Genomic DNA, 25,046 nt, shown 5'->3' on the forward strand with positions numbered 1-25,046 from the left:
CCTGCCCCTCAGAACGCCAGTGTGGCATTGAAGAGAACCGAATAGTAGCGCTCGTCCCGGTCTGAATCCGTGAACAGATCGCCGAATCCCGCCCCCGGCTCGAACACGGCGGCGGACGCGCGCAGGACGATGTTCTGGGTCACCAGGGGCCGCCAGATCGCGCCGACCGAGATATCAAAGCCCACATCCTCGGGGATCGAACCCTCGTTGCGCAGCGCCTGCACCGTCGCCGTATCCTCGAAGCGGATGTGATTCACATTGCCCGTGACGCGCAGAGCCGGTGTCAGGTCCGCATCGACCCCGAACCCGACCAGGATCGTGCCAGGATTGTTGAAGTTGGACTGCCCCTCTTCCTTGGATGAGCGCAGACTGTTGAGCACCCCGTTCCGACCGCTCAGGCTGACCGCCCGACCGCCGCCAGCGAAGGGGACGCTCTGGCGAATCCAGAAACTGGTGTCGGCTCCCGCGAACTGCGGGTTCTCGAAGATGGCGTCGAAGCCGGTCTCCAGGTCGTCGTAGGGATCCCTGTCGCCGGTTGCGTAGAGGAACGATCCCCGGAACCGCATCCAGTTCAGATCGTAGGATGGCTCGACCGCAATGAAGCCGGAGCGGATGTCGGCCTTTCGGCCGGTGAACAGCGAGTATCGGTCCTCGCCGAACGCGCCGTGGATACTGGCGGTCAGGTTCAGCCGCCCCCACCGCCCGTCGGCAGAATAGCTCAGATAGACAACGTCATATCCACGAGGCCTCAGGTCGCCGATCAGGGCAGGCCGGACCGGAAACCCATTGTCGTCGACATGGATGTCGGTCTCGCGGTTGCGGTTGTAGATCGCCGATACCTGGGAGGTCATGCCCGGGACCGGGAAATCCTGACGGTACAGGTTGGCGATCAGCAGTTGGTCATCGCGGATCGGCTGGGTGATGTCATTGAGGCCGGAGTTGGTGTCCTTCTCCAGACGAAGGAAGGCGGCCAGATTGTACTGAAACCGGTTGTTGTCACGGTTACCGAAGAACCGGACACCCAACTGGTTGTCCTGGAACAGGAAGCCCCGGAAATCTGCGTTGAACGGCTGGATGCCGACGCGGACGGAATCGAAGTCGTATCGGGCCGACACGTTCCGCAGGTGATAGTCGACAAAGGCTTCCTGCACCCCCAGGAACCCGTCATGACGGCGGCTTTCACGGCTTGGGCGCACGTCGAGCACGCGCCGCTCCGGCACTTCAGCATAGTTGTAGTTCAGCGCCAGCGTCAGCCGGGCCTCGATCTCCGGCGGCATGAAGGCGGTCGAGCCCTCAATGAACGCGACGCTGCCGACCAGGGTCTGGGACACCACCAGGCTGTCGGCACGGCCGAAGACATCGAGACTGCCGGGGCGCTCCGTCGTCTGGACGCCGACCGGGATCGGAAACGACCGTGGCTCGACCACCGTGTCGGATATACCGGTGAAGGCCAGAAAGCGGTCATCCGACCCTCGCAGGGGACGGTCGCCCTTCAGGGTGTTCTGGTTGTAGGGGTCGAACCAGCGTTCGCGCACGCCGAACTGCTCGACCAGCCGCCAGCGGTCCGGGATCGGCAGGTGATCGGTCGGAAACGCTTCGGGCGGCGGAGCCCGTACAGCACCGACATTCATTTGGGTCGCAGGCTCCGGGAACGTCCTCTCCCGCCCGGGGCGTCGACGCCACGGGAGCCAGTCGAACAGACCCCGCCGGCGGCTCCGGGCGTCGATGGCGGGCAAGGATTCGGGCAGGGCCTCCTGCAGCGCGACCGGTTCGGCCGGATCGAGGACTTCCTCCTCGACCAGAACCGCTGGCAAGACTGCCGCGATCTCGATCGTCGCCAGCGGCAGAGATTGCGCCCCGACGACCGTGGGCAGCCCGCTTACCGCCGTGGCCATCAGCAGGATGGACCGGAGCGAGCGTCTCACCTCACAGGCCCTGACAGACGTTCTGGTCCGACGAGTCCAGGAACGGCGCGAAGGGGCAGTTGACGTACCGCAGCCGGACCGGCGAACCGTTCACGCTGACGGTGACCTGATCCGAGCGGGACGCTGCCGGGGCCTGGCCCAGGCCACCCCCGCGCGCGGCGGTGTTCGCAAGGCCGAGGAAGGCGATCATGTCGTCCTGGTCGATGCCGTCGCCTGATACCCCGATCGCGCCGATCATGACGCCGCCTCGATAGATCGGAACGCCGCCGGGGAAGATCTGCAGGCCATTCTGCAAACGGTTCTGTCCGGGACGGGCATCCGGCAGGAAGGTGCACCGCTGCGGCGTGTCCGCGCCCAGGCCGGAGACATGGGCGACGTGCTGACCCAGATTCGTCAGGATCAGCGCCGACTGCAGGCCGGTCGACAGCGGGCTCCAGCGCGCGATGGGGCGCGACAGCGGGCCGTTGGGACGGCCGACCTCTCCATCTGGAAAATAGGGACGGGCCAGATTGCCGATGGCGCGCACGGAAAAGGCCGTGGTCCCTCCCAGCGCCGCCGGCTGGTTCAGGAACGTCCGGGTCGCCGGTACGAACGCCCGGACGTCTCCGCTGGGATCCCCCAACAGATCGGCCGCGGCACCGGGGCTGCTCAGGAAGGCGGCGGAACGGGCCTTCTGCAGGGAGACGTCGATGCCGAACAGCGGTGCGTCCGGTGAACGGACGAGGCCCAGGATGGCTCCCTGACTATCGACGACCGAAATCGACACCTGCGCACGACTGTCGAGCGGCCGACGGATCTGGGCGCGGCTGCGACGCATGACGGCGAAGGCGTCTTCCAGAAGTTGGCGGACCTCGGCGGCGGTCAGCGGGCTTCCGACCTGGGCTCCGTCGCCGCCGGCTGTCGGCAGGTATCTCGCCACGCCAGCCCCGTCGGTCAGCACATAGGCGTCGGGGTCGGCATATTCGGTCGTGGCGGCGTCCCGCACGCCCGAGGCTTCGGAGCCATAGGCCTGCCCGGCGATCGAGCCGCTCCCCGGGTAGTAGCTGGTCACGGCGGTGAACGCGCCAGTCCCTCCCGGCAAGGACGCCAGGGCGGGAGCCGTCGCCGGGCTACTGCGCAGATCCGAAGCCGTCGTGTCGGCGAAACGCAGCGAGGTACCATCCACCGTGATGCGCTCGGCGCGAATCTCGATCGGAGCCTCCAGCCCCGTCGCCGCCGCAAGGGCGATGGCCTCCTCGTCGTCGCGATCGAAGTCCAGCACATTGGTGTCGAACCCGTAGTCGCCGTCTGCCATCACGCCGACGCCGCCGACGACCGTGCCGTTCTTGTAGAGTGGAAACCCGCCCGGATCGGCGGACAGTCCAAGCGGAGATCGCTTCGGACCGATCCCCGCTCCGGCTCCGCCACCGGCGACGAACCGACGCGACAGGTCCGAACAGGGCAGTTGGCTGAACTGCACGCCGAACAAAGGTCCGCTTTCCAGGCCCGCCGTCGAGGAAGCCGGCGGGAAATGTTCCTGTACGATCATGCTGGCGGTGCGGGTTGAAAAGGCGTTGCCGCCCGATGACAGATAGGCCCCGGTGATGGCCTTGGCGATGGCCCCGGCTGCGGCTGGTACGACCACCCCCTGCAGATCGGAGTTGCCGGCGGCACCGGGCCTGAGCGTGGCCGTCGGACGCGCACCGGTCATGCTGTACACCGCGAGGACATTGCCGACCCGGTCGGTCACGGCGATCACGGCGGGCGATGACCGCGCCCGCGCCTCGGCGACGGCGCGCGCCAGTATGCCGTCGACCTCCGCCGCGGTCAGCGCCAGTTGAGGAACGGCGAGATAGACGGGGCTGGCCCCGCCTCCGCCCCCGCCGGTTCCGCCGCCCGGGTTCGAAGCCGATGGAGACGATCCGCCGCCTCCGCATGCGGAAAGCGCTGTTGCGGACGCCGCAAGCATCGCGACCCATGGGGAGCGGTTCATGTGGTGCGGTCCAGCGCGGCGCGCACACGACCCAGCGATTGACGGAAGGCCTCGGGTCGCCAGGCGTTGGGATCACGCGTCGCGGCGTAGGCGGTCTCGATGTCAGGACGCATTGCAGCAAACGCAGAGGCCGGCACCGCCCCCTGTCGCACCAGGGCGGTGAGCAGGGTGTCGACGGCCATGACCGCCTGGACCCCACCGGTGTAGTCGGTGAAACGGGGTGCCAGGGCGTCGCCGAGGACGGACCGGAGCAGGTCGAGCGTGGCCGCGGTGTTGAAACCATGGCCTGCCATGGCACCTGCCAGCCCCCGACTGGAACGGGCGAGGGTCCGGGCCGCCGAAGCGGCATCGTTCCGATCCCCGGCCAGAGCCAGATGGAAGGCGCGCGCATCGGCCTGAAAGCGCTCAGCGACCGCGCCGCCTTCGAGAGGTCGTGCCGCCGCCCCCAGCAGGATCAGGTTCTCATCGTTGTAAGGGGGCGCACCCCACGCCACGGCCCGGTCCGGATTGCGCTCGAACCGGATAGCGGGGTCGCTGTCGTCGGAGATCGCGCGGTGACAGCTGTGGCAGTCAAAGAAATAGAACTCGGGAAACTGCCCGTCCATGCCGCGGTCGTCGCGACTGAACAGGGTCAATGACCGCTCCAGCGCCATCGCCTGTCCGACGGCCCAGACCGTGGTTCCCGCCCAGACCGCCTTGCGGGAAACATAGTCGGCGTCCTCGTCGTGGTGCCTCTGGAAGGCGTTGAACAGGTCCAGTTCGAAAGTCAGGCGGGGATGGCCTGCGCTCATCATCCGGTGGCTGACGAACTGGTTGGGCTTGTCGCTGCCGAAATGACAGTCGAGACAGACCGACGCGGCGACCTGCGGATCATTCAGCGCCGTCATGCCGCGAGCGACGTTGTCGGCATGGGTGGCTCCGACAGTCGTATGGCTGGCCAGCCAGCGTTCCGAGCCCCCGTGGCAGGCTTCGCATCCCACCCCGTCCGAGACCTGGAAACGGGCGCCTCTTTGAGGCGCTGAATCGCTATGGCAGCCGAGGCAGGCAGGCGCGCGGGACGCGTCGCCGAGACCCAGCCGGGTCGCGATCCTGCGTGCCCATCCGCCCTGCAGCGTTCGCCAGGCCCGGCTGTGGGCTCCGGCCGAGCTCGACGGGTCCTGCCAGGTCACCAGTTCGTTCTGACGCACGATCACCCCGTCCGCCGCCTGGCGGCCGTGGCAGGTCGAGCCGGCGCAAGTCGCTACGCCCTGGTGCAGATCCACAGCCAGCGCCGGACCGGCGAAGGCCAGTAGCAGTGCGATCAGCAGCGCGCCTTGGAGCCAGGATATCGCCCATGCCGCGTCCGAGTTGTCCGCGAGCCTGACGCCCACTCCAAAGTCCCCCGACCTCGCCGTTCGCGCGACTGGGCACGAAGGGCCAACGATAACATCATTTTTCGAGGGACCAAAACGGCAACGGTTGAATCGGCATGCGTTCACCGAACGGTGTGCTACCTTGGTCGCGGGCCGGTCGAGGTCCGGTCGCGGGCCGGTCGCGGGGTGCGGCGAGAAGGTGCCAGTCTTGTGTCTGGCGACTTCTCCCAGGGGGATGAAGATGGACGGATGGCGTCTGGATTTCGGAATGGACCCGGAGCGACCGAGGGACGACGGTCCGGCAAGTGCCGGCAGCGATAGTCCTGCAACCTCCATCGACCCGCCGCTGCCGGAGTTGCTGGCGCCGCGCGTGGTGACCTCGACGCCCGACACGACCCAGGCGACCGAGGACGGGCCGGCCGTGGTGATCCCCGTGCTCGCCAACGACGTCGGCGTCGCTGCGGTGGCCCGGATCAACGGCGTCGCCGTCACGTCCGGCAGTGTCGTGTCCCTGCCTTCGGGCGCCGCCGTCATCGTCAATGCCGACGGCACGGTTTCCTACGCGGTGGGCGCGGCGTTCCAATCCCTGGCGGCAGGCCAGGTTACGCAGAACACCTTCACCTACGTCGGCAGCGACGGCGGCGGCTCCGCCCTCGCGCCCGACGGGACGTTCAACGCGGCGGCGATTAACGGCGTCAACGGCTTCGTCATCAACGGCGTCGCGGCGGGTGACCGCAGCGGCTATGCGGTGGCTGGTATCGGCGACTTCAACGGCGACGGGGTCGCGGACCTGCTGGTCAGCGCCTTGTCCGCCAATCCCAACGGCGAACCGGACGCCGGTTCCAGCTATGTCGTCTTCGGACGCCGGGGCGGTTTCGGTACCTCGCTCGATCTGGGGACCCTGAATGGAACCAACGGGTTCGCGATCAACGGCGGCGACCCGCTCGACTACAGCGGAGCCAGCGTATCGCGCGCAGGCGACATCAACGGCGACGGGTTCGCCGACCTGATCATTGGCGCACCGTGGGGAGAATCGAACCGGGGCGCCAACGCGGGCGAGGCCTATGTCGTGTTCGGCCGTTCCGGCGGGTTCGCCGCCTCGCTCGACGTCACGGCGCTGAACGGGACCAACGGCTTCGTCATCCGTGGCGGCGCGGCCAACGACGGTCTCGGCTTCACGGTCTCGGCGGCGGGCGACCTGAACGGCGACGGCTTCGGCGATCTGATCGTCGGCGCGCGAGGCGTTGACGGCCGCGGCGCAGACTCGGGCACCAGCTATGTCGTCTTTGGTCGGTCGGGCGGTTTTGCCGCCGGGATCGACGTCGGCAGCCTGAACGGGACCAACGGATTCGCCGTCACGGGCGCCCGCGGCGGCGACCAAAGCGGCTACGTCGTCTCGTCCGCCGGCGACATCAACGGCGACGGCCTGGCCGACCTGATCGTCGGCGCGCCGATGGCGGACCCAGGCGGACGGGTCGATGCTGGTCAGGCCTATGTCGTGTTCGGCCAGCGCGCCGCCTGGGCCGCGACGCTGGAGCTCGCCGCCTTGAACGGTGTCAACGGGTTCAGCATTTCGGGCGCGCGGGCAGGCGACCAGGCCGGCTGGTCCGTCGCCGGGATTGGCGACATCAATGGCGACGGGATCGCCGATTTCGCCGTCGGTGCTGCCTATGCCGACCCCGGCGGCCGCGAGAGCGCGGGCGAGACCTATGTCGTCTTCGGGCGGCGCGGAGTGTTCGGGACCAATCTGGACGTCTCGACCCTGAACGGGACCACCGGCTTCGTGATCACGGGGACCACGGCGCTGAACCTGACCGGACATTCGGTGGCGGCGGCTGGCGACATCAACGGCGACGGCGTCGCGGATCTGCTGGTCAGCGCCCTCTATGCCGACGGCGCGGGCGGCGCGGACTCGGGCGAGACCTATGTGGTGTTCGGACAGCGCGGCGGCTTCGGCGCGACCCTGAATCTGGCCGCCCTGGACGGCGTCAACGGCTTCGTGGTCGGCGGGGCCGCGGCGGGGGATTTCAGCGGCTACAGAGTCTCGGCGGCCGGAGACGTCAACGGCGACGGCATCGACGACCTGATCATCGGTGCTCCACAGGCCGATCCGGGTGGCAGGGCCGACGCGGGCACGAGCTATGTCATCTACGGCAGCCGCAACGTCGAACGGTTCACCGGCGAAACCACGGTTGCAGTCACGGTCACGGGCACGAACGACGCCCCCGTGATCACCTCTGGCGGCGGAGGCACCACGGCGACCGTCGGTCTGGCCGAGAACACCACCGCCGTCGGCACGATCACCGCGACCGACGTCGATGCCGGCGCGGTCCTGACCTACTCGATCGTCGGTGGCGCGGACGCGGCCCTGTTCCGTATCAACGGCCAGACCGGAGCGCTGGAATTCGTCGCCGCGCCCGATTTCGAGGCACCGTCCGATCAGGACCGGAACAACGTCTACGACGTCATCGTTCAGGCCGCCGACGGTTCGTTGAACGATCGCCAGACGGTCAGCGTCACCGTGACGAACGTCAGCGAGCCGCCGGTCATCACCTCGAACGGCGGCGGCGCGACCGCCGCCATCGGCATCGCGGAGAACACGATCAGCGTCACGACGGTAACGGCATCCGATCCCGAACGCGCCACCGTGACCTATGCCATTGTCGGCGGGGCGGACTCCGCCCTGTTCCGCATCAACACCCAGACCGGCGTGCTGGAGTTCGTGGCCGCGCCCGATTTCGAGGTGCCAACCGACCAGGGTCGGGACAATGTTTACGATGTGGTCGTCCAGGCTTCGGACGGGGCTCTGCTGGACAGCCAGGCGATCCGCATCACCGTCGGCAACATCAACGAAGCGCCAGTGATCATCTCGGGCGGGGCCGCGAGCATTCCGGAGAACATGACCGCCGTTCTCACGGTCACCGCGACGGACCCGGAAGGCAGCGCCATGACCTATTCGATCGCGGGCGGCGCAGATGCGGGCCTGTTCCGCATCAACACTATGACCGGCGCGCTGGAGTTCGCGGCCGCGCCGGATTTCGAAGCGCCCGCCGACCAAAACGGCGACAATGTGTATGACGTCTTGGTTCGCGCCTCGGACGGTTCTCTGGCGACCAACCAGGCCGTCAGCGTAACCGTGACCAACGTCGATGAAGCCCCGCCGCCGCCGAATCCGCCCAACCCTCGCAATCCCCAGCTGGATGACAACATCATCGGCACGGGCGGCGTCGATACTCTTCGTGGCGGTCTTGGTCGCGACACAATCGACGGCGCTGGCGGCGACGACCAGATCTTCGGCGACGAGGACGACGACCTTCTGGTTGGCGGCTCGGGCGACGATAGGATCGACGGCGGCTCCGGTGTCGACACGGTTCGCTATGCGGGCTCGCCCGCCAATCTCAATTTCGCATTCGGACCCAATGGAGAACTGACAATCGTCCGGCAGGACGGGACCGACACCCTGACGAATGTCGAATTCCTCGAGTTCGACCAAACGACCGTCGACGTCGAGGCCTTGCGCCGGGCACCGACACCGGACATTTCCAGCAAATGGGCTGAACCTGTCATCTGCCTGCTGGTCGACGCTCCGATCGACAGCGCCGCGGCCCTCGCGGCGTTGCTGAGCGATCTCGACCCGAAATTGTCGCTGCTCGATGGTCCCTACGCCCGGCATGACCCGACGATCGACCAGATCTGGTACGGCGGCGACCCCCTGGACGCCGGCGGGATCTTCTAGTTCGGCCGAACTGGCGGAAAGAATGGGAAGTCGCCCTGATCCCGGCCCTCATCGGCCGCTGGCAAGGGGTCGAAATCGTCCAGCGGGTCGGGCAGCGTCACCTCGTCCTGAAACGGCGACGGGTCGTCGGCCGCCACCGACGCAGCCTCCAGCAGACTCTCGTCCGCCTCGCCGCCGGGACCGGCAAGCGGCGACAGCATCGCCGCGAGCACCATTGATACCGCATCCGACAACTCGAACGGTCCGAACACGCCGTCGCTGGTCACGATCACCGCCTGACCGGCACGATCCAGATCCACGACGACGCCGTCGCGCTCGATCGTCACCGCGCCCGGCGTATCAAAGCTGTGCGTGTCCCCGGCGGGGCCGCGCAGCACCACCAGAACCATAGTCTCCTCGTCGCCGGTAAAGGCGGGAACACCGGGCTGGCCCCTCAACATGGACAAGGCGTCCGGCCCGACGACGCCTTCCACGATCGTCCCGCGAATGCCGATCGAGGCCACGGGGGTCGAGATAGCCTGCCGCGCCGGCCCGCGCGTCGTGCGACCCGAGGCGAAGCGAAACGCCCCCCGCGCCACCGAGGCCGTGACCCCGCCGGCACCGCGATCGGCGACGACGAAGCGATCGACGGTCATTCGGGCATTGGCACCGACGGTGAAGGTCGATCGATCCCTGAGCAGGACCTGGACCTGGCTGTTGGCTCCGGTGACATACTGGTCACCCAGGGCGACGCCTGCACGAAGTACAGCGGGACGCAGCGGGGCGCTGGCACCGCTGCGGGTCTGGACGGAATTCCGGATCGCGGCGTTCACGCCGACGCTCTGCGCCTGTGCCTCCAGACCCGACAGGCCCGCGACAAGCAGCGCAAAGACAGGAGCGATCCGGACGGCATTGCGTCTGATCATGAACCGTTTCCCCAACATCATCGCTCTGAACCGAAACGCCAGATCAATCGCATCTCCGCCCCCAGCCCGTCGAAATCCGCCAGGGGCGGACCGGACTCACGGCTTGCGTAGGTCGCCGCCACCTCGATGGCGAGCGCATCCCGGAGGTCTCCGAGAACCCCGTCCTCCGCCAGAATGCTGAGGGGCGCACCCACGGCGATCCGCGCCGTCGTCCGCGTATCCTCGCGAACGGCGCCGCTCAGAAAGAAGGTGTCGGAACTATCGTAGTCCTGCCACCGCACCGCCGCCGAGGCCGCAGCATAGACGCCCCGATCGTAGCGCTGCTGGACACTCATCCCGACGCGCAGACTCTCGTATCCGAACGGATCGTAACCGGCTGACTTCGTCGAGTAGTCAAGCGCCCCGCCCAGGGTCGTTCGGGACGTCACCTTTATGCTGGCACCCGCGCCGACCAGATAGCGTGCTCCACTCCGGTCCCCGCCCAGGAGCGGCGACAGGGCGTCGATGAGCGGCTCGTCATAGTTCTGGTCTACCGCCTCGAACCGCGCGCTCAGGGTCAGGGCGTTGGTGGCGCGAATGCGGGTGTCGCCCCGAACCCCAACCTCGGTCAGTTGCGGTTCTCCCTCCAGTCGAACGTGGTTCACGGTCGCGCCGACGCGGGTTTCCGTCAGGCGAGTCGTACGGCTGAAGCCGACCTCGGCGTCCGCACGCTGAAAGTCGACCGCGGCACCCGAAAGCGCGGAATGGTCATAGAGCAGCCCCGAGCCAAACGCGGTCCAGGTCCGGCCCGAACCGATATCCCGGCTCCCGTTCACCGACAGCGTCGCCTCGCTGGCCAGGCCCTCTTCCGGTGCGGGCGCCCCTATCAGATCGAACGCGGTCTGATAGGCGCCTGCGGCATCCTCTTCATACGAAAGTCCAACTGCCAGCCGGCCCCAAACCGATGCCGCTTGATCCGCCCCTTCGATGCGACGGCCGTAGGCCGCGGCTTCGGCCTGCTGACTATCCGTCAGAGGGGCCGTCTCGAGCCGCCGCAGCTGTTCTCTCGCATTCTGGAGGTCGCCCAACCGATACAGAACGACGGCATACAAAAGCCGCACGCCATGGCGGTCGGGGTCATTGATCAGGATACGTTCGAGGGTCGACGCCGCGATCGCCAGTTCGCCCTGTCGAGCCGCTTCCCGCGCATAGGCGAGGTTCAGATCCACGTCATCGGGGGCGGCCAGAACCGCCGGAAAATCCTGGGCCAATGCCGCTCCGGACAGGGATGCGATGGCGCAAGAAACGGCGAGAGACGCCGCCAGGGGCCATCGCGGAGTTCCGAACCTGTGGTTCATCGTCGACACCGCCCAGCCAAACATCGTTAGGCTAACGCTAGGAGTCGGCGAAGACGAGGTCAAGGACGTCGGCTGACCCGCATCCAACCGACCCGCACCCGCGTAACTGACAGGGTTCAGCCAATGACGGCGTGACAAGATCCACCGGATGCTCTTGCGTGAGACGGGATCGTTGCGGCACTTCGGCGATCGAATAGGACAAGTGATGACCGATACTCCGGGCGTGATCGAGACCGCTTCGTTTGGCGAAGCGAGGCCGCACTGGGCGGGTCCGCTCATGGGAGCTCTCTCCTCGCTATGGCGGGTCGGCCGGCTGGTGATCGTCGATCCGGCGGGACGCACCCTGGAGGTCGGTCCGGCGTCCCCACAGACGGTCGTCTGGCGTATCCGGCACTGGCGGGCCTTCTCGCGGATGGTCCGGCGCGGAGATATCGGGTTTGCCGAAGGCTATGTCGCCGGGGACTGGGATACGCCGGACCTTCCCGCCCTCCTCCTCGCCTTCGCCGACAACTACGACCACCTTGGCCGCCTTGTCGGCGGCAACCCGGTCACGCGCGCGATCGACGCGATCCGCCATGCCTTCTCTTCGAACACCCGCAAGGGCTCGCGGCGCAACATCGTCGCCCACTATGACCTCGGCAACGATTTCTACGCCCAGTGGCTGGACCGGGGGATGACCTATTCCTCCGCCCTCTTTGCCGGGCCGGACCAGACGCTGGAAGCCGCCCAGCACGCCAAATACGCCGCCCTGGCGGACGCCGCCGACATCCAGCCGGGTCAGTCAGTTCTGGAGATCGGCTGCGGCTGGGGCGGGTTCGCAGAGTATCTGGCGGGAGAGCGCGGGGTTCGCGTCACCGCCATCACCCTGTCACCCTCCCAGAAAGCCTTCGCCGAACAGCGCATCACCCAGGCCGGGCTCGACGACCGGGTCTCGATCCAGCTGATCGACTACCGCGACGTCCAGGGGACCTTCGATCGCGTCGTCTCCGTCGAAATGTTCGAGGCGGTGGGTGAGGCCTACTGGCCGACCTTCTTCGAGACGGTCCGCGCCCGGCTCGCGCCCGGTGGCCGCGCGGGCCTGCAGATCATCACGATCCGCGACGACCTGCTCGCGACCTACCGGCGGCGGCCCGACTTCATCCAGATGTACGTCTTCCCGGGCGGGATGCTGCCGTCTGAACCGCGGCTGGCCCGAGCGATCGGTGCCGCCGGGTTGGAAGGCGACGTGGTTCGCCGCTTCGGCACCGACTACGCGGAAACGCTTCGTCGCTGGCGGATCGCGTTCGACACCGGCTCCCCGGCCGGCAAGGACGAGCGATTCCGCAACCTCTGGCGCTATTACCTCGCCTACTGCGAGGCCGGCTTCCGCTCGGGCCGCACGGACGTCGTCCACATGACGCTGTCCTCCAGTCAATCGACATCCGGCGCCCGCGTTCATACCTAGCTATTGATGTCCAAGACTTGACGACAGGCAGTTCCATGTTCGACCGCACTCTCGACGCAACGACCGGCCCGAAGCGGCGCATCGCGGTGGTGGGCGCGGGGATCGCAGGCCTGTCAGCGGCCTGGTTGCTGTCACGCCGCCACGAGGTGGTGCTGTTCGAGGCTGAAGATCGCCTGGGCGGTCATTCCTGCACCGTCGATGCGCCGTCGCCGGAGGGCCCGGTCGCCGTGGACACCGGCTTCATCGTCTACAACGAGCCGAACTATCCGAACTTCACCGCCCTGCTCGACTGCCTCGGCGTCGAGAGCAAGGCCGCCCATATGTCGTTCGCTGTCTCGATGAGCTCAGGCGACTTCGAATACTCCAGCCACGGCGCGCGCGGCCTGTTCGCCCAGAAGCGTAACCTCGCCAGCCCCCGCTTCTGGGGCATGCTGATGGACCTGAAACGGTTCCACCGCACGGCCGCGGGCGACCTGCCCCAGCTGGACCGGTCCCTGTGCTCGCTGGGCCACTACCTTGACGACCGCAAATACGGACAGGCGTTCCGCGACCTCCACCTCCTGCCCCAGGCCGCAGCCATCTGGTCGTCCACGCCGCAGCAGATGGCCGACTACCCGGCCGCCGCCTTCATCCGCTTCTATCGTAACCACCGGCTCCTCGAGGTCGACATGGAGCCGACCTGGCGCACGGTGGCGGGGGGCAGCCGCCGGTATGTGGAGGCGCTCGCGGCGGACTTCCGGGGTCAGGTTCGACTGGACACGCCGGTCTCGCGCATCGATCGCGCGGCCGACGGCGCGACCCTTCATAGCCGCGACGGGGCGGAGCGGTTCGACGCGGTCGTCCTGGCCGTCCATTCCGATCAGGCCCTGGCGCTGCTGACTGAACCGGGCGCGGACGAACGCCGCCTGCTCCAGCCCATGACCTACGGTCGCAACCGCGTCGTCCTGCACCGAGACCGCAGCTTCATGCCGCGCCGCAGCACCGCCTGGGCCGCCTGGAACTATGTCGGGGCCGGCCGGGCCGGTGGGGACGGCGACGCCAGCGTTACCTACTGGATGAACCTTTTGCAGGGGCTGCCGGGGCCGGAGCTGTTCGTGACACTGAACCCCGAGCGGGACCCTGATCCAGCCCTCGTCCTGGCCGACCGCGAGTTTGACCATCCCATTTTCAACGCGGCGGCGATGGAGGCCCAGCGAGCCCTGGGCGCGCTTCAGGGACGGAACAGCACCTGGTTCTGCGGTGCCTGGTTCGGGTCCGGCTTCCACGAGGATGGACTCCAGGCCGGACTCGCGGTCGCCGAGGATATCGGCGGCGTCCGCAGGCCCTGGACCGTCGAGAACGAAAGCGCCCGCATCCCCCTGCCCGTCCCCGCAACAAAGACCCTGGCCGCCTGATGTCGGCGGACCTGCGATCCGGGATCTATACCGGGCCGGTGTTCCATCGCCGCCTGCGCCCGCGCATCCACGCCCTGCGCTATCGCCTGTTCATGCTGCTGATCGATCTGGATGAGTGGGACGATCTTGTCGGCCGTTTGCGCTGGCTCGGCACCGGCCGGTTCGGCCTGATGACCCTGCGCCAGGGCGACCACGGCGATGGCTCGGAAACGCCCCTGAAGGTCCAGATCGAACAGCGAATGAAAGACGCCGGCCTGGCCACAGGCGGCAGGGTCCAGTTGCTGACCCTGCCACGTATCCTCGGCTACGGCTTCAACCCGATCAGTGTCTATTTCTGTCACACCGAAGCCGGCCAGCTCAGCGCCATTCTCTATGAGGTTTCCAACACCTTCGGCGGCCGGCACGCCTATCTGATGTCCGTCGGCGCAGCCGCGGCGCCAGTGCGTCAGGCGGTCGGCAAGGCCTTCCACGTCTCGCCCTTCATGGACATGGACCTGACCTACCGGTTCGAGGTCGATCCGCCCGAAGGGATCGCCGCCGAGGTCACCCGCGTCTCCATCACCGTGGACGACGCCGATGGCCCGATGCTGCTGACCGGCTTCTCCGGCGTCCGTTCAGAGATGACCGACGCCAATCTGCGCCGCGCCTGGCTGAGCCATCCCCTGCTGACGCTGAAGGTCATCGCCGGCATCCACTGGGAGGCGATCCGCCTTATGCTCAAGGGTCTGCGCCTGCGCGGCGGGATCACACCCGCCCATCCCGTCACGGTCGGGGGACCGGCCGAAACCTCTGCCGGAGCCCGACATGCCTAGATTCGCCCTGCCGCTCGCGGCCGCCCTCATGCTGATAGTCGCCACGGCCGCATCCGCCCAGGCACCGGAGCCCAGACGCGCGATCGACCTCGACCGCTTCATGGGTCGCTGGCACGAGATCCTGCGCACTCCGAACGATCATCAACGCGACTGCTGGGCCGCCAGCCAGGTCTGGAGCCGGCGCGCGCCGAACGACTTCACGATCAGCCAGACCTGCCGCCAGGGAGCCCGGGACGGTCGCGTCACGACCATCAATACCCGCGCCCGGGTCACTGACACCGCGACCAACGCCAAATTCGAGGCCAGCTTCTTCGCCGGCCTGATCCGCCAGCGCTACTGGGTCATCGACGTCGCCCCCGACTACAGCTGGATGATCGCCACGACGGCCGACGGCCGCTTCCCTGCCCTGCTGTCGCGCAGTCCGACGATGAGTGCGGCTGAACAGACCCGCCTGCGCAACCGGATGGTCGAGCTCGGCCTGCCGACCCGCCAGCTGATCCAGCGCTGAACCTGAAGGACCACACCCATGAGCCTCCTCGCCCAACGCGTGAACAAGCTTCAGGACGCGCCCTTCCCCGACTTCATCACCCGGCCGGCCATCGCGCTTCTGGTCGCGACCGCGCGCAAGACCTACGCCTCCGCCCCCGAAGATGAGGCCGGGTTCGCCCGCGAGATGGCCGAACGGCCCGTCGCCGAACACACCGACGCCGCCAACCAGCAGCACTACGAACTGCCGGCCCGGTTCTTCCAGCTCTGCCTCGGCGCGCACCGGAAATACTCAAGCTGCTTCTACGAGACGACGGACGCCTCGCTTGACGATGCGGAGGCGTCAGCCCTGCGTCTGACCTGCGAACACGCGGACCTGAAGGACGGTCAGGCGATTCTGGAGCTCGGCTGCGGCTGGGGCTCGCTGTCGCTGTGGATGGCCGAACACTACCCCGCCTCGACCATCACGGCCGTGTCGAACTCCCGCAGCCAGAAGGACTTCATCGACACCGAGGCGGCCGCGCGCGGCCTGACAAACCTGACCATCGTCACCGCCGACATGAACGTCTTCGATATCGACCGGACCTTTGACCGGATCGTGTCGGTGGAGATGTTCGAGCATATGGCCAATTGGCGCGCCCTGCTGACCCGTGCGCAGACCTGGCTGAAACCGGACGGCCGGATGTTCCTGCACGTCTTCAGCCACATCGACGCGCCCTACCGGTTCGAGGTCTCCGACGACGCAGACTTCATCGCCCAGCATTTCTTCACCGGCGGCGTGATGCCCAGCCACAACCTGATCCGGCAGTACGCCGACCTGTTCGAGGTCGAACAGGACTGGCGCTGGAGCGGGACCCACTATCAGCGCACGGCCGACGACTGGCTGGACAATTTCGACAACAACGTCGACGAGATCCGGGGTCTGATGAAGGATGTCTACGGCGTCGACCACGCTCTGTGGATGCGACGCTGGCGCCGCTTCTTCATGGCGACGGCCGGCCTGTTCGGTGACAGTGATGGAACGGTCTGGGGCGTCAGCCACTACCGCCTGAAGGGGGTCTGAACCGATGCGTTATCTCGCTGCTTTCGGCACGTCGGCCGTCGTCATGCTGGCGCTCGACGCCGTCTGGCTGACGGTCATGGGCGACCGCCTCTATCGCCCCGTGCTGGGCGACTGGATGAGGGAATCCTTCCTCCTGCCGCCGGCGATCGCCTTTTACGTCCTGTTCCTGTCCGGCGTGACCTACCTGGCGACCGTTCCGGCGCTCCAGCAGGGTTCATGGAAGCGCGCCGCGATCAACGGCGCCGTCTTCGGCCTGGTCGCCTATGCCACCTATGACCTGACAAACCAGGCGACCCTGACCCGCTGGTCGATGACGATCACCCTGGTCGACATGACCTGGGGCACCTTCCTGGCGACCACCGCGGCTCTGGCCGGCTATTTCGGGTCGCGCTGGATGGTGCGCTGAGTTTCATCGTCAAGCTGCCTGGCAGCCTGTCATCGTGATCTGGCTATTCAGGGGGAAAAGGCGGGCGTTGGACTGACATCGCCGCCCGCACTCAGGTTTCGTCTGCGATGACCGCCGTGCTCTCGATCTCTACCCGCGCCGCGTCCTCGATCAGGCCCTTGACCTCGACAACCGCCATGGCCGGATAGTGGGGTCCGATCAGCTCGCGCCAGATCGCGCCGACCTCGCGTAACGCCGACAGATACTCACCCTTGTCGACGACGTACCAGGTCATGCGGACAATATCCTGAGGCCCCGCCCCGGCCTCGGCCAGGACCGCCAGGGTGTTGACCAGGGTCTGACGCACCTGGGGCACGAACCCGCCGTCCGGAAACACCCCCTCGGGCGTCCAGCCGATCTGGCCGGCGACAAACACCATCCGGCCCTCGGCGGCGACACCGTTGGAATAACCCCTGGGCCGGGGCCAGCCTTCGGGGAGCAGAGCGCGGTTCATGCGGCGGTCTCCAGAAAGGGCGCGATGCCGGCGCGCAATTCGTCGGGCCAGGGTTCGGGTTTTAGCGAGGCACCCACGAAGACGAGGGTCTGGGTCGCCTCGAAGCGAAGCGCATCGCCGGCATGAAACCGGTGGCGCAGGCTACAGGACGCGCCGCCCAGCCGGGTCGCGGTCAGGGTGGCGGTCAGGGCGTCTTCCAGCCGCGACGGGGCGATGAACCGGGCCTCGATGGCCGCCGTCGGAACGCTGACGCCCCGGTCCATGTGCAGCTCACGGAAGGAAACGCCGAGCGCCTGGGCGAACCAGTCCTCGACCACGCCGTTCAACATCTCGAAATAGCGCGGGAAGAAGACGATGCCCGCCGCGTCGCAGTCGGCGAACCGAACACGGCGCTCAACCGAGAAAACCTGACCGATCATGCCGTATCCTTCAGCCGGAAGCGTTGCAGCTTGCCGGTCTGGGTCTTGGGCAGGCTCTCCACGAAGTCCAGCGCACGTGGGTATTTGTAGGGGGCGATGACGCCTTTCACGAAAGTCTGGAGTTCCGCGCGCAATTCCGGGGACGGATCGATGCCGAAGTTCAGAACGACGAAGGCCTTGCAGATCTGGCCGCGTTCCTCGTCCGGCGCGCCGATCACGGCGGCCTCGGCCACGGCGGGGTGGCGCAGCAAGGCGTTCTCCACCTCGGGCGCGCCGATATTGTAGCCGGACGAGACGATCATGTCGTCGGCCCGGGCGACGAACCAGAAATAGCCGTCCGTATCCAGATGATAGATATCGCCGGTCAGGTTCCAGCCGTCCCGGACATAGTCCGCCTGGCGGTCGTCATCGAGATAGCGGCAACCGGTCGGACCGCGCACAGCGAGGCGGCCGGTCCCGCCGGGCGGGACCGGCTTGCCGTCGGCGTCGATGATACGGGCCTCATAGCCCGGCACAGCCTTGCCGGTCGCGCCGGGGCGAATGTCGTCGCCGCTCGCCGAGATGAAGACGTGGATCATCTCGGTCGAGCCGATGCCGTCGATGATGCGGACACCGGTCGCCTCATGCCAGGCGTCGGAGGTTGCGGCGGGCAGGGCCTCACCGGCGGAGACGCAGGTGCGGAGGCTCGACAGGTCGTGGTCGCCGGCCAGCTTCAGCAGGGCCCGGTAGCCGGTCGGGGCGGTGAGCAGGGCCCTGGCCCTGCAGCGCGCGACCGTCTCGGCCAGCGCGTCGAAGCCGGGCCGGTCGGGGAAGGCGGTCGCGGCGCCCACGGCGGCCGGGAAGACCACCAGCCCGCCGAGGCCGAAGGTGAAGGCGATCGGCGGCGTGCCGACCACGATATCGTCCCTCGTCAGTCCGACGATATGGCGGCCGAAAGTGTCGGCCATGGCGAGAATGTCGCGGTGGAAATGGACGCAGCCCTTGGGCTTGCCCGTCGTGCCAGAGGTGAAGGCGATCAGGGCGGGATCGTCGGCGGCCGTATCGACGGCGGTGAAACTGATGCCAGGCGGCAGGGCCTGCGCGGCGGTCTGCAGCGCGGCGGAGTCCATCACGCGCGTCAGCAACGGGGCGAGGGCGCACGCCTCGGCAACCACGTCACTGAACATCTGATAGACCAGGGCATGGCTGACCCGGGCCTTGTCGATGACGGTGGCCAGTTCGGTCGCCCGGAGCATCGGCATGGTGGCGACCACGACGCCGCCGGCTTTCAGGATCGCGAACCAGGCCATCACGGTCCAGGAACTGTTGGGGCCGTGCAGCAGGACGCGGTTGCCGGGCACCAGGTCCATGTCATCGATCAGCACCCGCGCCATCCGGTCCGAGATGGCGTCCACCCGGCTCCAGGAAAACTCGTGGTCGAAATCGATCAGGGCGCGGGCGTCGGGACTCGCAGCGGCGATGGCCCGGCGCAGCAGTTCGACGCCGGCGTTGAGTCGCTCGGGATAGACGAGTTCCGGCAGGTCGAAGATGAGGTCGGGCCGCTGGTCAGCCGGCGGCATGTGGTCGATGACGAACCGGTCGATGTGTCCGCTGGCCCCCATCAGACGCCTCCACCCATCCCGGCGAGAACCTGCCGTGCGATGACGATCTTCTGCACCTCCGACGCGCCCTCATAGATGCGCAGGGCGCGGATCTCGCGATACAACCGCTCGACCGGATGGCCGGAGACGACACCGAGGCCGCCGAACAGCTGTACCGCCGCGTCGATGACCTGCTGGGCCTCGTCAGTGGCGTAGAGTTTGGCCATGGCCGCCTCGCGGGTGACCCGCGGCGCGCCCTGATCCTTCAGCCAGGCGGCGCGATAGATCAGCAGGGCCGAGGCGTCGATCTTCAGCGCCATATCCGCCAGCGCAGCCTGGACCAGTTGCAGGTCGCTCATCGGCGCACCGAACAGCCGGCGGCTGCTGGCACGGCCGGCCGCCTCGTCGAAGGCGCGGCGCGAGAAGCCCAGCGCCGCCGCGGCGACCGTCGAGCGGAACACGTCCAGGGTCGCCATGGCGATGCGGAACCCCTCGCCCGGCGCGCCGAGGATGCGGTCGCCGTCGATGCGGCAGGCGGTGAACCGGATCGTCGCCAGGGGGTGGGCCGCCATCAGCGGGATGCGCTCCACGACCTCGAACCCCGGTGTGTCGGCATCGACGACGAAGGCGCTGAGGCCCCGCGCCCCTTCCCCTTCACCGGTCCGGGCGAACACAACATAGCGGTCGGCCAGACCGCCGTTAGAGATGAAGGTCTTCACCCCGTCCAGCACCCAGCCGTTCCCGTCGCGACGTGCAGTGGTGGACAGTGCCGCCACGTCCGAACCGGCATCGGGCTCCGACAGGGCGAAGGCGGCGATGGTCTCGCCCGCCGCCACGCCGGGCAGCCAGCGGGCCTTCTGATCGTCGGTTCCAAACAGGCTGATCGGGCCGGAGCCCAAACCCTGCATGGCGAAGACGAAATCGGCCAGACCCGAGCGTCGGGCGAGGGTCTCGCGGGTCAGGCACAGGGTGCGCACGTCCAGTTTGCCGTCCGCGTCGGGCACGGCATTGCGCAACCAGCCGCCGTCGGCCAGCGCCTTCAGTATCCTGCGGCAATCTCCGTCCAGATCATGATCGCCGTGCAGATGCAGCGCGTCGCCGTTGGCCTCGGCCCAGGCCTCGATGTCGGCGGCGAAGGCGCGGTGGCGGTCATCGAAGAACGGCCAGTCGAGAAAGGTGCGGTCCGCCATGGTCAGTTCCCCTCGAACACCGGCTCGCGCTTGGCGGCGAAGGCCTCGTAGGCGCGGCGGAAGTCGTTGGTCTGCATGCAGATGGCCTGGGCCTGGGCCTCGGACTCGATGGCGGCGTCCAGGCTCATGTCCCATTCGATGTTGAGCTGGTTCTTGGTCATGCCATGGGCGAACGTCGGTCCTCTCGCCAGAGCCAGCGCCAGTTCCAGGGCCGTCGGCATCAAGGCCTCCGTCTCGACGATGCGGTTGTGGAAGCCCCAGCGTTCGCCCTCTTCGGCGGACATGACGCGGCCGGTGAACAGCAGCTCCGACGCCCGCCCCTGGCCCACCTGGCGGGGCAGGATAGCGCAGGCTCCCATGTCGCAGCCGGCCAGGCCGACCCGGGTGAACAGGAAGGCGGTCCTGGTCTTCGGTGTGGCGATGCGCAGGTCCGAGGCCATGGCCATGATCGCCCCGGCCCCGACGCAGACCCCGTCCAGGGCCGCGATGATCGGCTGGGGGCAGCCGCGCATGGCCTTGACCAGATCGCCGGTCATTCGGGTGAAGGTCAGCAGGGCCGGCATGTCCATTTCGGTCAGCGGACCGATGATTTCATGCACGTCGCCACCGGAGGAGAAATTCCCGCCCGCGCCGGTGACGATGACGACCTTGCAGTCGTCGGCATGGACCAGGGCGCGGAACAGGTCGCGCATCTCGGCATAGGACTCGAACGTGAGCGGATTCTTCCGCTCAGGCCGGTTCAGGGTCAGGGTCCCTACCCTGTCGTCATCGACGGACCACAGAAAATGCTCGGGCCGATAGTCGCGCGCCTTCATCGGTTCAGATCCTCAGGGGTGACGGCGTGGAGCGAGTGTTTGGCGCGCTCCAGCAGATGGGTCAGGTCTTCGGCCTCGGCCTCGCTCAGATCGGCGAACAGGGTCTCGATCCAGCGTTCGTGCGCGGCGGCCATCAGGGCGAAGCGCGATCGGCCGAGCGGCGTCAGCCGGAGCCGCTGCACCCGCCGGTCCGGCCCATCCATGGCCTCGATCAGCCCGTCGGCTCTCAGCCGCACCGCCAGGCCGGTGACATTGCCGTTGGACACCATCAGCTTGCGCGAGGCCTCGCCCATGGTCAGGCCGGTCGCGCCCGCGCGGTCCAGCGCCGACAGCAGATCGAAGCGCGGCAGGGTCGAGCCGAACTCATCCCTCAGCCGCTGGGACACACGTTGTTCGATCGCCGTCGAGCAGGTCAACATCCGCAGCCACAGCCTCAGCGACCGCTTGCCGTCCGGCGCGCCGCCCAGTCTGTCAGGCAGGGGGGCGGCGGCGCTCACAGTTCGCCTCCGGCCACCGGCAGGGCCACGCCGTTGACGCCGGACGCCGCCTCGCCGCAGAGCCAGACGATCGTCGCGGCGACTTCGTCGGGCGTGATCAGCCGGCCCTGGGGGTTGGAGGCGGCCAGCGCCGCGCGCGCCTCCTCCCCGGTCCGCCCGGTCTTGCCGACGATGGCGTCCACGGACCGCGCCACCAGAGCGGTATCGGTGAACCCCGGGCAGACCGCGTTGACGGTGACGCCCTTGCTCGCGACCTCCAGCGCGAGCGCGCGGGTCAGGCCGACCAGCCCATGCTTGGCCGCCACATAGGCGGAGACATAGGCGTAGCCCTTCAGGCCCGCGGTCGAGGCGACGTTGACGATCCGGCCCTGGCGGCGCGTCAGCATGCCGGGCAGGACCAGTCGCGCGGCCTCGGCGGGGGCCTCCAGGTTGAGGGCCAGCATGGCGCGCAGATCGGCGGCGCCGGTTTTCAGGAACGGCGCAGAGGACGCCCCGCCGGCGTTGTTGATCAGGATGTCGACCGGACCGAACCGGTCCCGCCCGGCCTCGATGGCGGCGGCCAGGGCTTCGGCGTCGGTCACGTCGGCCGGGGCGGCGAATGCGGCGTCGCCGATACGGTCTGCGCTCTCGCTCAATCGTCCGGTATGGCGACCGATCAAGGTGACCCGGCACCCCGCCTCGACCAGCCGTTCGGCGGTCGCCCGTCCGATGCCGGATCCGGCGCCCGTCACCACCGCATGGCGTCCGTCCAGCGCGGCGCTCATACCGGACCCGCCTGCGACTGACGTTCCAGGTTCCGGGCCAGCTGGGCGAACCCTGCGCGGTACTGGACCGGCGGCTGGATGCCGCGCCAGCCCAGCTCGGCGGCGGCGCGCAGGCTCCACGACGGATCGGCCAGATGCGGCCGGGCCAGGGCGCACAGGTCGGCGCGGCCGGCGGCCAGGATGCTGTTGACGTGGTCGGTTTCGTAGATGTTGCCGACGGCCATGGTCGCCACCCCCGCCTCGTTGCGGATGCGGTCGCTGAACGGGGTCTGGAACATGCGGCCATAGACCGGCACCGAGTCCGGCGAGGTCTGGCCCGCCGACACATCGATCAGGTCGCAGCCGGCCTCGGCGAAGGCGCGGGCGATGGCGACGGAATCCTGCGGCGTCAGCCCGTCCTCGACCCAGTCCGTCGCCGACAGACGGACCGACATCGGCCTGTCTTCGGGCCAGGCCGCGCGCATGGCGGCGAAGACCTCCAGCGGAAACCGCAGCCGGTTCTCGACCGACCCGCCGTAGTCGTCCGCGCGGTGGTTCGACACGGGCGTCAGGAAGGACGACAGCAGATAGCCGTGGGCGCAGTGCAGTTCGACCATGTCGAACCCGGCGTCCCCGGCCCAGCCGACGGCACGGACGAAGTCGTCACGCACGCGGTCCATGTCGTCGCGGGTCATCTCGCGCGGCGTCTGATCCCCGTCCGACCAGGCGATGGCCGAAGGTGCGATCAGGGGCCAGCCGTCTTCGACCAGCGGCTGGTCGGCGCGCGGTCCCCAGGGGCGTTCGACCGATCCCTTGCGACCGGCATGGGCGAGTTGCAGCGCGATGCGCGAGCCCTGCGCGTGCACGAAATCGACGATACGCTTCCAGGCGTCGCGGTGCTCGGGCCGATACAAACCGGCGCATCCCGGCGTGATGCGCGCGTCGGCGGAGACGTCTGTCATCTCGGTGAAGACCAGACCCGCCCCGCCGAGTGCCCGGCCGCCCAGGTGCACGAGATGGAAATCACCCACCAGGCCGTCCTCGGCCGAATACATGCACATGGGCGAGACCACCACGCGATTGGGCAGGGTGAGGCCGCGCAGGGTCAGAGGTGCGAACATCGGCGGCGGCGGATCCTTGCCCGGATCCGCGCCGGCCGTCTCGGCGAACCAGCGCTCGACGCCGGTCAGGAAGGTCTTGTCCCGCAGACGCAGGTTCTCGTGGCTGACCCTCTGGCTGCGCGTCAGCAGGCTGTAGGCGAATTGAAGCGGCTCCAGACCGACGTAGCGGTCCACCGTCTCAAACCATTCGGTGGAGTTGCGCGCCGCGCTCTGCAGCTTCAGGACCTCGACGCGCCGTTCGGCGTCATAGGCGTCGAGGCGGGCGTCGAGGTCGCCCGGTTCAGTCAGGGCCTGGGCCAGACGGATGGCGTCCTCGAACGCCAGCTTCGTGCCCGAGCCGATCGAGAAATGCGCCGTGTGGGCGGCGTCACCCAGCAGCACGACATTGCCGTCGCGCCATCTGGAACAGGCCACGCGCGGGAAGTTCAGCCAGGCCGAGCCACGCAGGTGTCTCGCATTGCTCATCAGCGCATGACCGCCCAGCCAGTCGGCGAACAGCGCCTCGGCCGCGCGGCAGGTCTGGTCCTGATCCATCGTCTCGAAGCCGAGGCCGCGCCAGGTCGCATCGGCGCATTCGACGATGAAGGTCGAGGCACCGGGCTCGAACTGATAGGCGTGGGCCCAGATCCAGCCATGCGGCGTCCGGACGAAGGCGAAGGTGAAGGCGTCGAACGCCTGGGTCGTGCCCAGCCAGATGTATTTGTTGGTCCGCACTTCGATATCGAGGCCGAACACCCCGGGCGTTTCATTGCGGACCCGGCTGTTCAACCCGTCGGCGGCCACGACCACGTCGACGTCCAGCGCGCGAACATCCTCAACCTCGCTCTGGAACCGCAGATCGACGCCCAGCGACCGGGCCCGGTCCTGCAGGATCGTCAGCAGCCGCTGCCGGCCGATGCCTGCGAAGCCATGGCCGCCCGAGCGGACGGTCTGGCCGTGGATATGCACGTCGATGTCGTCCCAGTGGACAAAGGCGGCCTCGATCACGGCGGCGGTTTCGGGGTCGTTGGCCTTCAGATTGGCCAGGGTCTGGTCGGAAAACACCACGCCCCAGCCAAAGGTGTCGTCCGGCCGGTTGCGCTCATGCACCACCACGTCCAGCAAGGGGTCGCACAGCTTCAGCGAGATGGCGAGGTAGAGCCCTCCGGGCCCGGCCCCGACGATGGCGATGCGTTTGACGACTTGGCGCGACGACATATTTTAAGCTTAAAATGGATTGGCGGCGGCGTCCATACCCCGACCCCGTCAGCGGACAGGCCCCCGAACGAGGGGCGGATGAGTGAACAACCTCCTGCGGCGGTGACCGACCCGGGACGCGATCGACCTCCGCGTTAACGTCACATCCACGGCCCCTGT

The 25,046-nt window shown here is 67.9% G+C and carries 20 protein-coding genes; 7 read left to right on the forward strand and 13 right to left on the reverse strand.

Features of this window, described 5'->3' with window-relative positions; translation table 11 throughout:
• Positions 1–8: 8 nt before the first annotated feature.
• Genes ACW18A_RS09715 through ACW18A_RS09725 form a run of 3 tightly spaced genes read right to left on the reverse strand, consistent with a single transcriptional unit; the run spans position 9 to position 5,267 of the window.
• Complete coding sequence (locus tag ACW18A_RS09715) at positions 9–1,925, reverse strand: hypothetical protein (RefSeq protein ID WP_492021520.1); 1,917 nt, start codon at positions 1,923–1,925, stop codon at positions 9–11.
• Between the two features lies 1 nt (position 1,926).
• Complete coding sequence (locus ACW18A_RS09720; RefSeq protein WP_492021521.1) at positions 1,927–3,897, reverse strand: heme-binding protein; 1,971 nt, start codon at positions 3,895–3,897, stop codon at positions 1,927–1,929.
• Entirely contained in the window at positions 3,894–5,267 is a 1,374-nt protein-coding gene (locus ACW18A_RS09725) for a multiheme c-type cytochrome (protein WP_492021522.1), read from the reverse strand. Before ACW18A_RS09725 ends, ACW18A_RS09720 begins: the two co-directional genes overlap by 4 nt.
• Positions 5,268–5,490: 223 nt before the next feature.
• Here ACW18A_RS09725 and ACW18A_RS09730 point away from each other — a divergent pair, with 223 nt between their 5' ends.
• Entirely contained in the window at positions 5,491–8,985 is a 3,495-nt protein-coding gene (locus ACW18A_RS09730; RefSeq protein WP_492021523.1) for a beta strand repeat-containing protein, read from the forward strand.
• On the opposite strand, the gene ACW18A_RS09735 is transcribed toward ACW18A_RS09730, so the two are convergent.
• Together ACW18A_RS09735 and ACW18A_RS09740 are read right to left on the reverse strand one after the other, a co-directional pair.
• Positions 8,982–9,890: a FecR family protein gene (locus ACW18A_RS09735; RefSeq protein ID WP_492021524.1), complete on the reverse strand. Its 909-nt coding sequence runs from the start codon at positions 9,888–9,890 to the stop codon at positions 8,982–8,984. The genes ACW18A_RS09730 and ACW18A_RS09735 overlap by 4 nt on opposite strands.
• A gap of 17 nt (positions 9,891–9,907) precedes the next feature.
• Positions 9,908–11,227, reverse strand: coding sequence for a tetratricopeptide repeat protein (locus tag ACW18A_RS09740; protein WP_492021525.1), 1,320 nt, complete (start codon positions 11,225–11,227; stop codon positions 9,908–9,910).
• A 205-nt stretch (positions 11,228–11,432) separates the two neighbouring features.
• On the opposite strand from ACW18A_RS09740, the gene ACW18A_RS09745 reads away from it, so the two are divergent.
• Genes ACW18A_RS09745 through ACW18A_RS09770 form a run of 6 tightly spaced genes read left to right on the forward strand, consistent with a single transcriptional unit; the run spans position 11,433 to position 16,832 of the window.
• A complete protein-coding gene (locus ACW18A_RS09745; RefSeq protein ID WP_492021526.1) occupies positions 11,433–12,671 on the forward strand; it encodes a class I SAM-dependent methyltransferase in 1,239 nt (412 codons plus the stop codon).
• Positions 12,672–12,706: 35 nt separating this feature from the next.
• On the forward strand, positions 12,707–14,065 hold the full coding sequence (locus ACW18A_RS09750; RefSeq protein ID WP_492021527.1) for an NAD(P)/FAD-dependent oxidoreductase: 1,359 nt from the start codon (positions 12,707–12,709) through the stop codon (positions 14,063–14,065).
• Entirely contained in the window at positions 14,065–14,877 is an 813-nt protein-coding gene (locus ACW18A_RS09755; RefSeq protein ID WP_492021528.1) for a DUF1365 domain-containing protein, read from the forward strand. The genes ACW18A_RS09750 and ACW18A_RS09755 overlap by 1 nt, the downstream gene beginning before the upstream one ends.
• Positions 14,870–15,385 carry a lipocalin family protein gene (locus ACW18A_RS09760; RefSeq protein ID WP_492021529.1) on the forward strand — a complete coding sequence of 172 codons (516 nt, stop codon included), beginning with the start codon at positions 14,870–14,872 and terminating at the stop codon, positions 15,383–15,385. Before ACW18A_RS09755 ends, ACW18A_RS09760 begins: the two co-directional genes overlap by 8 nt.
• Before the next feature lie 18 nt (positions 15,386–15,403).
• On the forward strand, positions 15,404–16,426 hold the full coding sequence (locus ACW18A_RS09765) for an SAM-dependent methyltransferase (protein ID WP_492021530.1): 1,023 nt from the start codon (positions 15,404–15,406) through the stop codon (positions 16,424–16,426).
• A gap of 4 nt (positions 16,427–16,430) precedes the next feature.
• Complete coding sequence (locus ACW18A_RS09770; protein ID WP_492021531.1) at positions 16,431–16,832, forward strand: DUF2177 family protein; 402 nt, start codon at positions 16,431–16,433, stop codon at positions 16,830–16,832.
• A gap of 91 nt (positions 16,833–16,923) precedes the next feature.
• Here the strand turns inward: ACW18A_RS09770 and ACW18A_RS09775 are convergent, their stop codons facing one another.
• Genes ACW18A_RS09775 through ACW18A_RS09810 form a run of 8 tightly spaced genes read right to left on the reverse strand, consistent with a single transcriptional unit; the run spans position 16,924 to position 24,887 of the window.
• Positions 16,924–17,325 (reverse strand): RidA family protein, encoded by a 402-nt coding sequence (locus ACW18A_RS09775; RefSeq protein WP_492021532.1) that lies wholly within the window; start codon positions 17,323–17,325, stop codon positions 16,924–16,926.
• Entirely contained in the window at positions 17,322–17,744 is a 423-nt protein-coding gene (locus ACW18A_RS09780) for an acyl-CoA thioesterase (RefSeq protein WP_492021533.1), read from the reverse strand. Before ACW18A_RS09780 ends, ACW18A_RS09775 begins: the two co-directional genes overlap by 4 nt.
• Positions 17,741–19,345 carry an AMP-binding protein gene (locus tag ACW18A_RS09785; RefSeq protein WP_492021534.1) on the reverse strand — a complete coding sequence of 535 codons (1,605 nt, stop codon included), beginning with the start codon at positions 19,343–19,345 and terminating at the stop codon, positions 17,741–17,743. The genes ACW18A_RS09780 and ACW18A_RS09785 overlap by 4 nt, the downstream gene beginning before the upstream one ends.
• Positions 19,345–20,514, reverse strand: a complete 1,170-nt coding sequence (locus ACW18A_RS09790; RefSeq protein WP_492021535.1) for an acyl-CoA dehydrogenase family protein — start codon at positions 20,512–20,514, stop codon at positions 19,345–19,347. The genes ACW18A_RS09785 and ACW18A_RS09790 overlap by 1 nt, the downstream gene beginning before the upstream one ends.
• Before the next feature lie 2 nt (positions 20,515–20,516).
• Positions 20,517–21,329 carry an enoyl-CoA hydratase family protein gene (locus ACW18A_RS09795; protein ID WP_492021536.1) on the reverse strand — a complete coding sequence of 271 codons (813 nt, stop codon included), beginning with the start codon at positions 21,327–21,329 and terminating at the stop codon, positions 20,517–20,519.
• Complete coding sequence (locus ACW18A_RS09800; RefSeq protein WP_492021537.1) at positions 21,326–21,826, reverse strand: MarR family winged helix-turn-helix transcriptional regulator; 501 nt, start codon at positions 21,824–21,826, stop codon at positions 21,326–21,328. The genes ACW18A_RS09795 and ACW18A_RS09800 overlap by 4 nt, the downstream gene beginning before the upstream one ends.
• The gene (locus tag ACW18A_RS09805) at positions 21,823–22,590 is read right to left on the reverse strand and encodes an SDR family NAD(P)-dependent oxidoreductase (RefSeq protein WP_492021538.1); all 768 of its coding nucleotides are present in this window, start codon (positions 22,588–22,590) and stop codon (positions 21,823–21,825) included. Before ACW18A_RS09805 ends, ACW18A_RS09800 begins: the two co-directional genes overlap by 4 nt.
• Positions 22,587–24,887: a bifunctional salicylyl-CoA 5-hydroxylase/oxidoreductase gene (locus tag ACW18A_RS09810; RefSeq protein WP_492021539.1), complete on the reverse strand. Its 2,301-nt coding sequence runs from the start codon at positions 24,885–24,887 to the stop codon at positions 22,587–22,589. Before ACW18A_RS09810 ends, ACW18A_RS09805 begins: the two co-directional genes overlap by 4 nt.
• Positions 24,888–25,046 lie beyond the last annotated feature (159 nt).

It is taken from the genome of Brevundimonas sp. AVps5 (assembly GCF_058681515.1).

Coding starts and splice junctions, on each gene's coding strand:
- ACW18A_RS09720 (WP_492021521.1), bottom strand. CDS start 3,897: ATGAACCGCTCCCCATGGGTCGCGATGCTTGCGGCGTCCGCAACAGCG.
- ACW18A_RS09730 (WP_492021523.1), top strand. CDS start 5,491: ATGGACGGATGGCGTCTGGATTTCGGAATGGACCCGGAGCGACCGAGG.
- ACW18A_RS09735 (WP_492021524.1), bottom strand. CDS start 9,890: ATGATCAGACGCAATGCCGTCCGGATCGCTCCTGTCTTTGCGCTGCTT.
- ACW18A_RS09740 (WP_492021525.1), bottom strand. CDS start 11,227: ATGAACCACAGGTTCGGAACTCCGCGATGGCCCCTGGCGGCGTCTCTC.
- ACW18A_RS09745 (WP_492021526.1), top strand. CDS start 11,433: ATGACCGATACTCCGGGCGTGATCGAGACCGCTTCGTTTGGCGAAGCG.
- ACW18A_RS09750 (WP_492021527.1), top strand. CDS start 12,707: ATGTTCGACCGCACTCTCGACGCAACGACCGGCCCGAAGCGGCGCATC.
- ACW18A_RS09755 (WP_492021528.1), top strand. CDS start 14,065: ATGTCGGCGGACCTGCGATCCGGGATCTATACCGGGCCGGTGTTCCAT.
- ACW18A_RS09760 (WP_492021529.1), top strand. CDS start 14,870: ATGCCTAGATTCGCCCTGCCGCTCGCGGCCGCCCTCATGCTGATAGTC.
- ACW18A_RS09765 (WP_492021530.1), top strand. CDS start 15,404: ATGAGCCTCCTCGCCCAACGCGTGAACAAGCTTCAGGACGCGCCCTTC.
- ACW18A_RS09770 (WP_492021531.1), top strand. CDS start 16,431: ATGCGTTATCTCGCTGCTTTCGGCACGTCGGCCGTCGTCATGCTGGCG.
- ACW18A_RS09775 (WP_492021532.1), bottom strand. CDS start 17,325: ATGAACCGCGCTCTGCTCCCCGAAGGCTGGCCCCGGCCCAGGGGTTAT.
- ACW18A_RS09780 (WP_492021533.1), bottom strand. CDS start 17,744: ATGATCGGTCAGGTTTTCTCGGTTGAGCGCCGTGTTCGGTTCGCCGAC.
- ACW18A_RS09785 (WP_492021534.1), bottom strand. CDS start 19,345: ATGGGGGCCAGCGGACACATCGACCGGTTCGTCATCGACCACATGCCG.
- ACW18A_RS09790 (WP_492021535.1), bottom strand. CDS start 20,514: ATGGCGGACCGCACCTTTCTCGACTGGCCGTTCTTCGATGACCGCCAC.
- ACW18A_RS09795 (WP_492021536.1), bottom strand. CDS start 21,329: ATGAAGGCGCGCGACTATCGGCCCGAGCATTTTCTGTGGTCCGTCGAT.
- ACW18A_RS09805 (WP_492021538.1), bottom strand. CDS start 22,590: ATGAGCGCCGCGCTGGACGGACGCCATGCGGTGGTGACGGGCGCCGGA.
- ACW18A_RS09810 (WP_492021539.1), bottom strand. CDS start 24,887: ATGTCGTCGCGCCAAGTCGTCAAACGCATCGCCATCGTCGGGGCCGGG.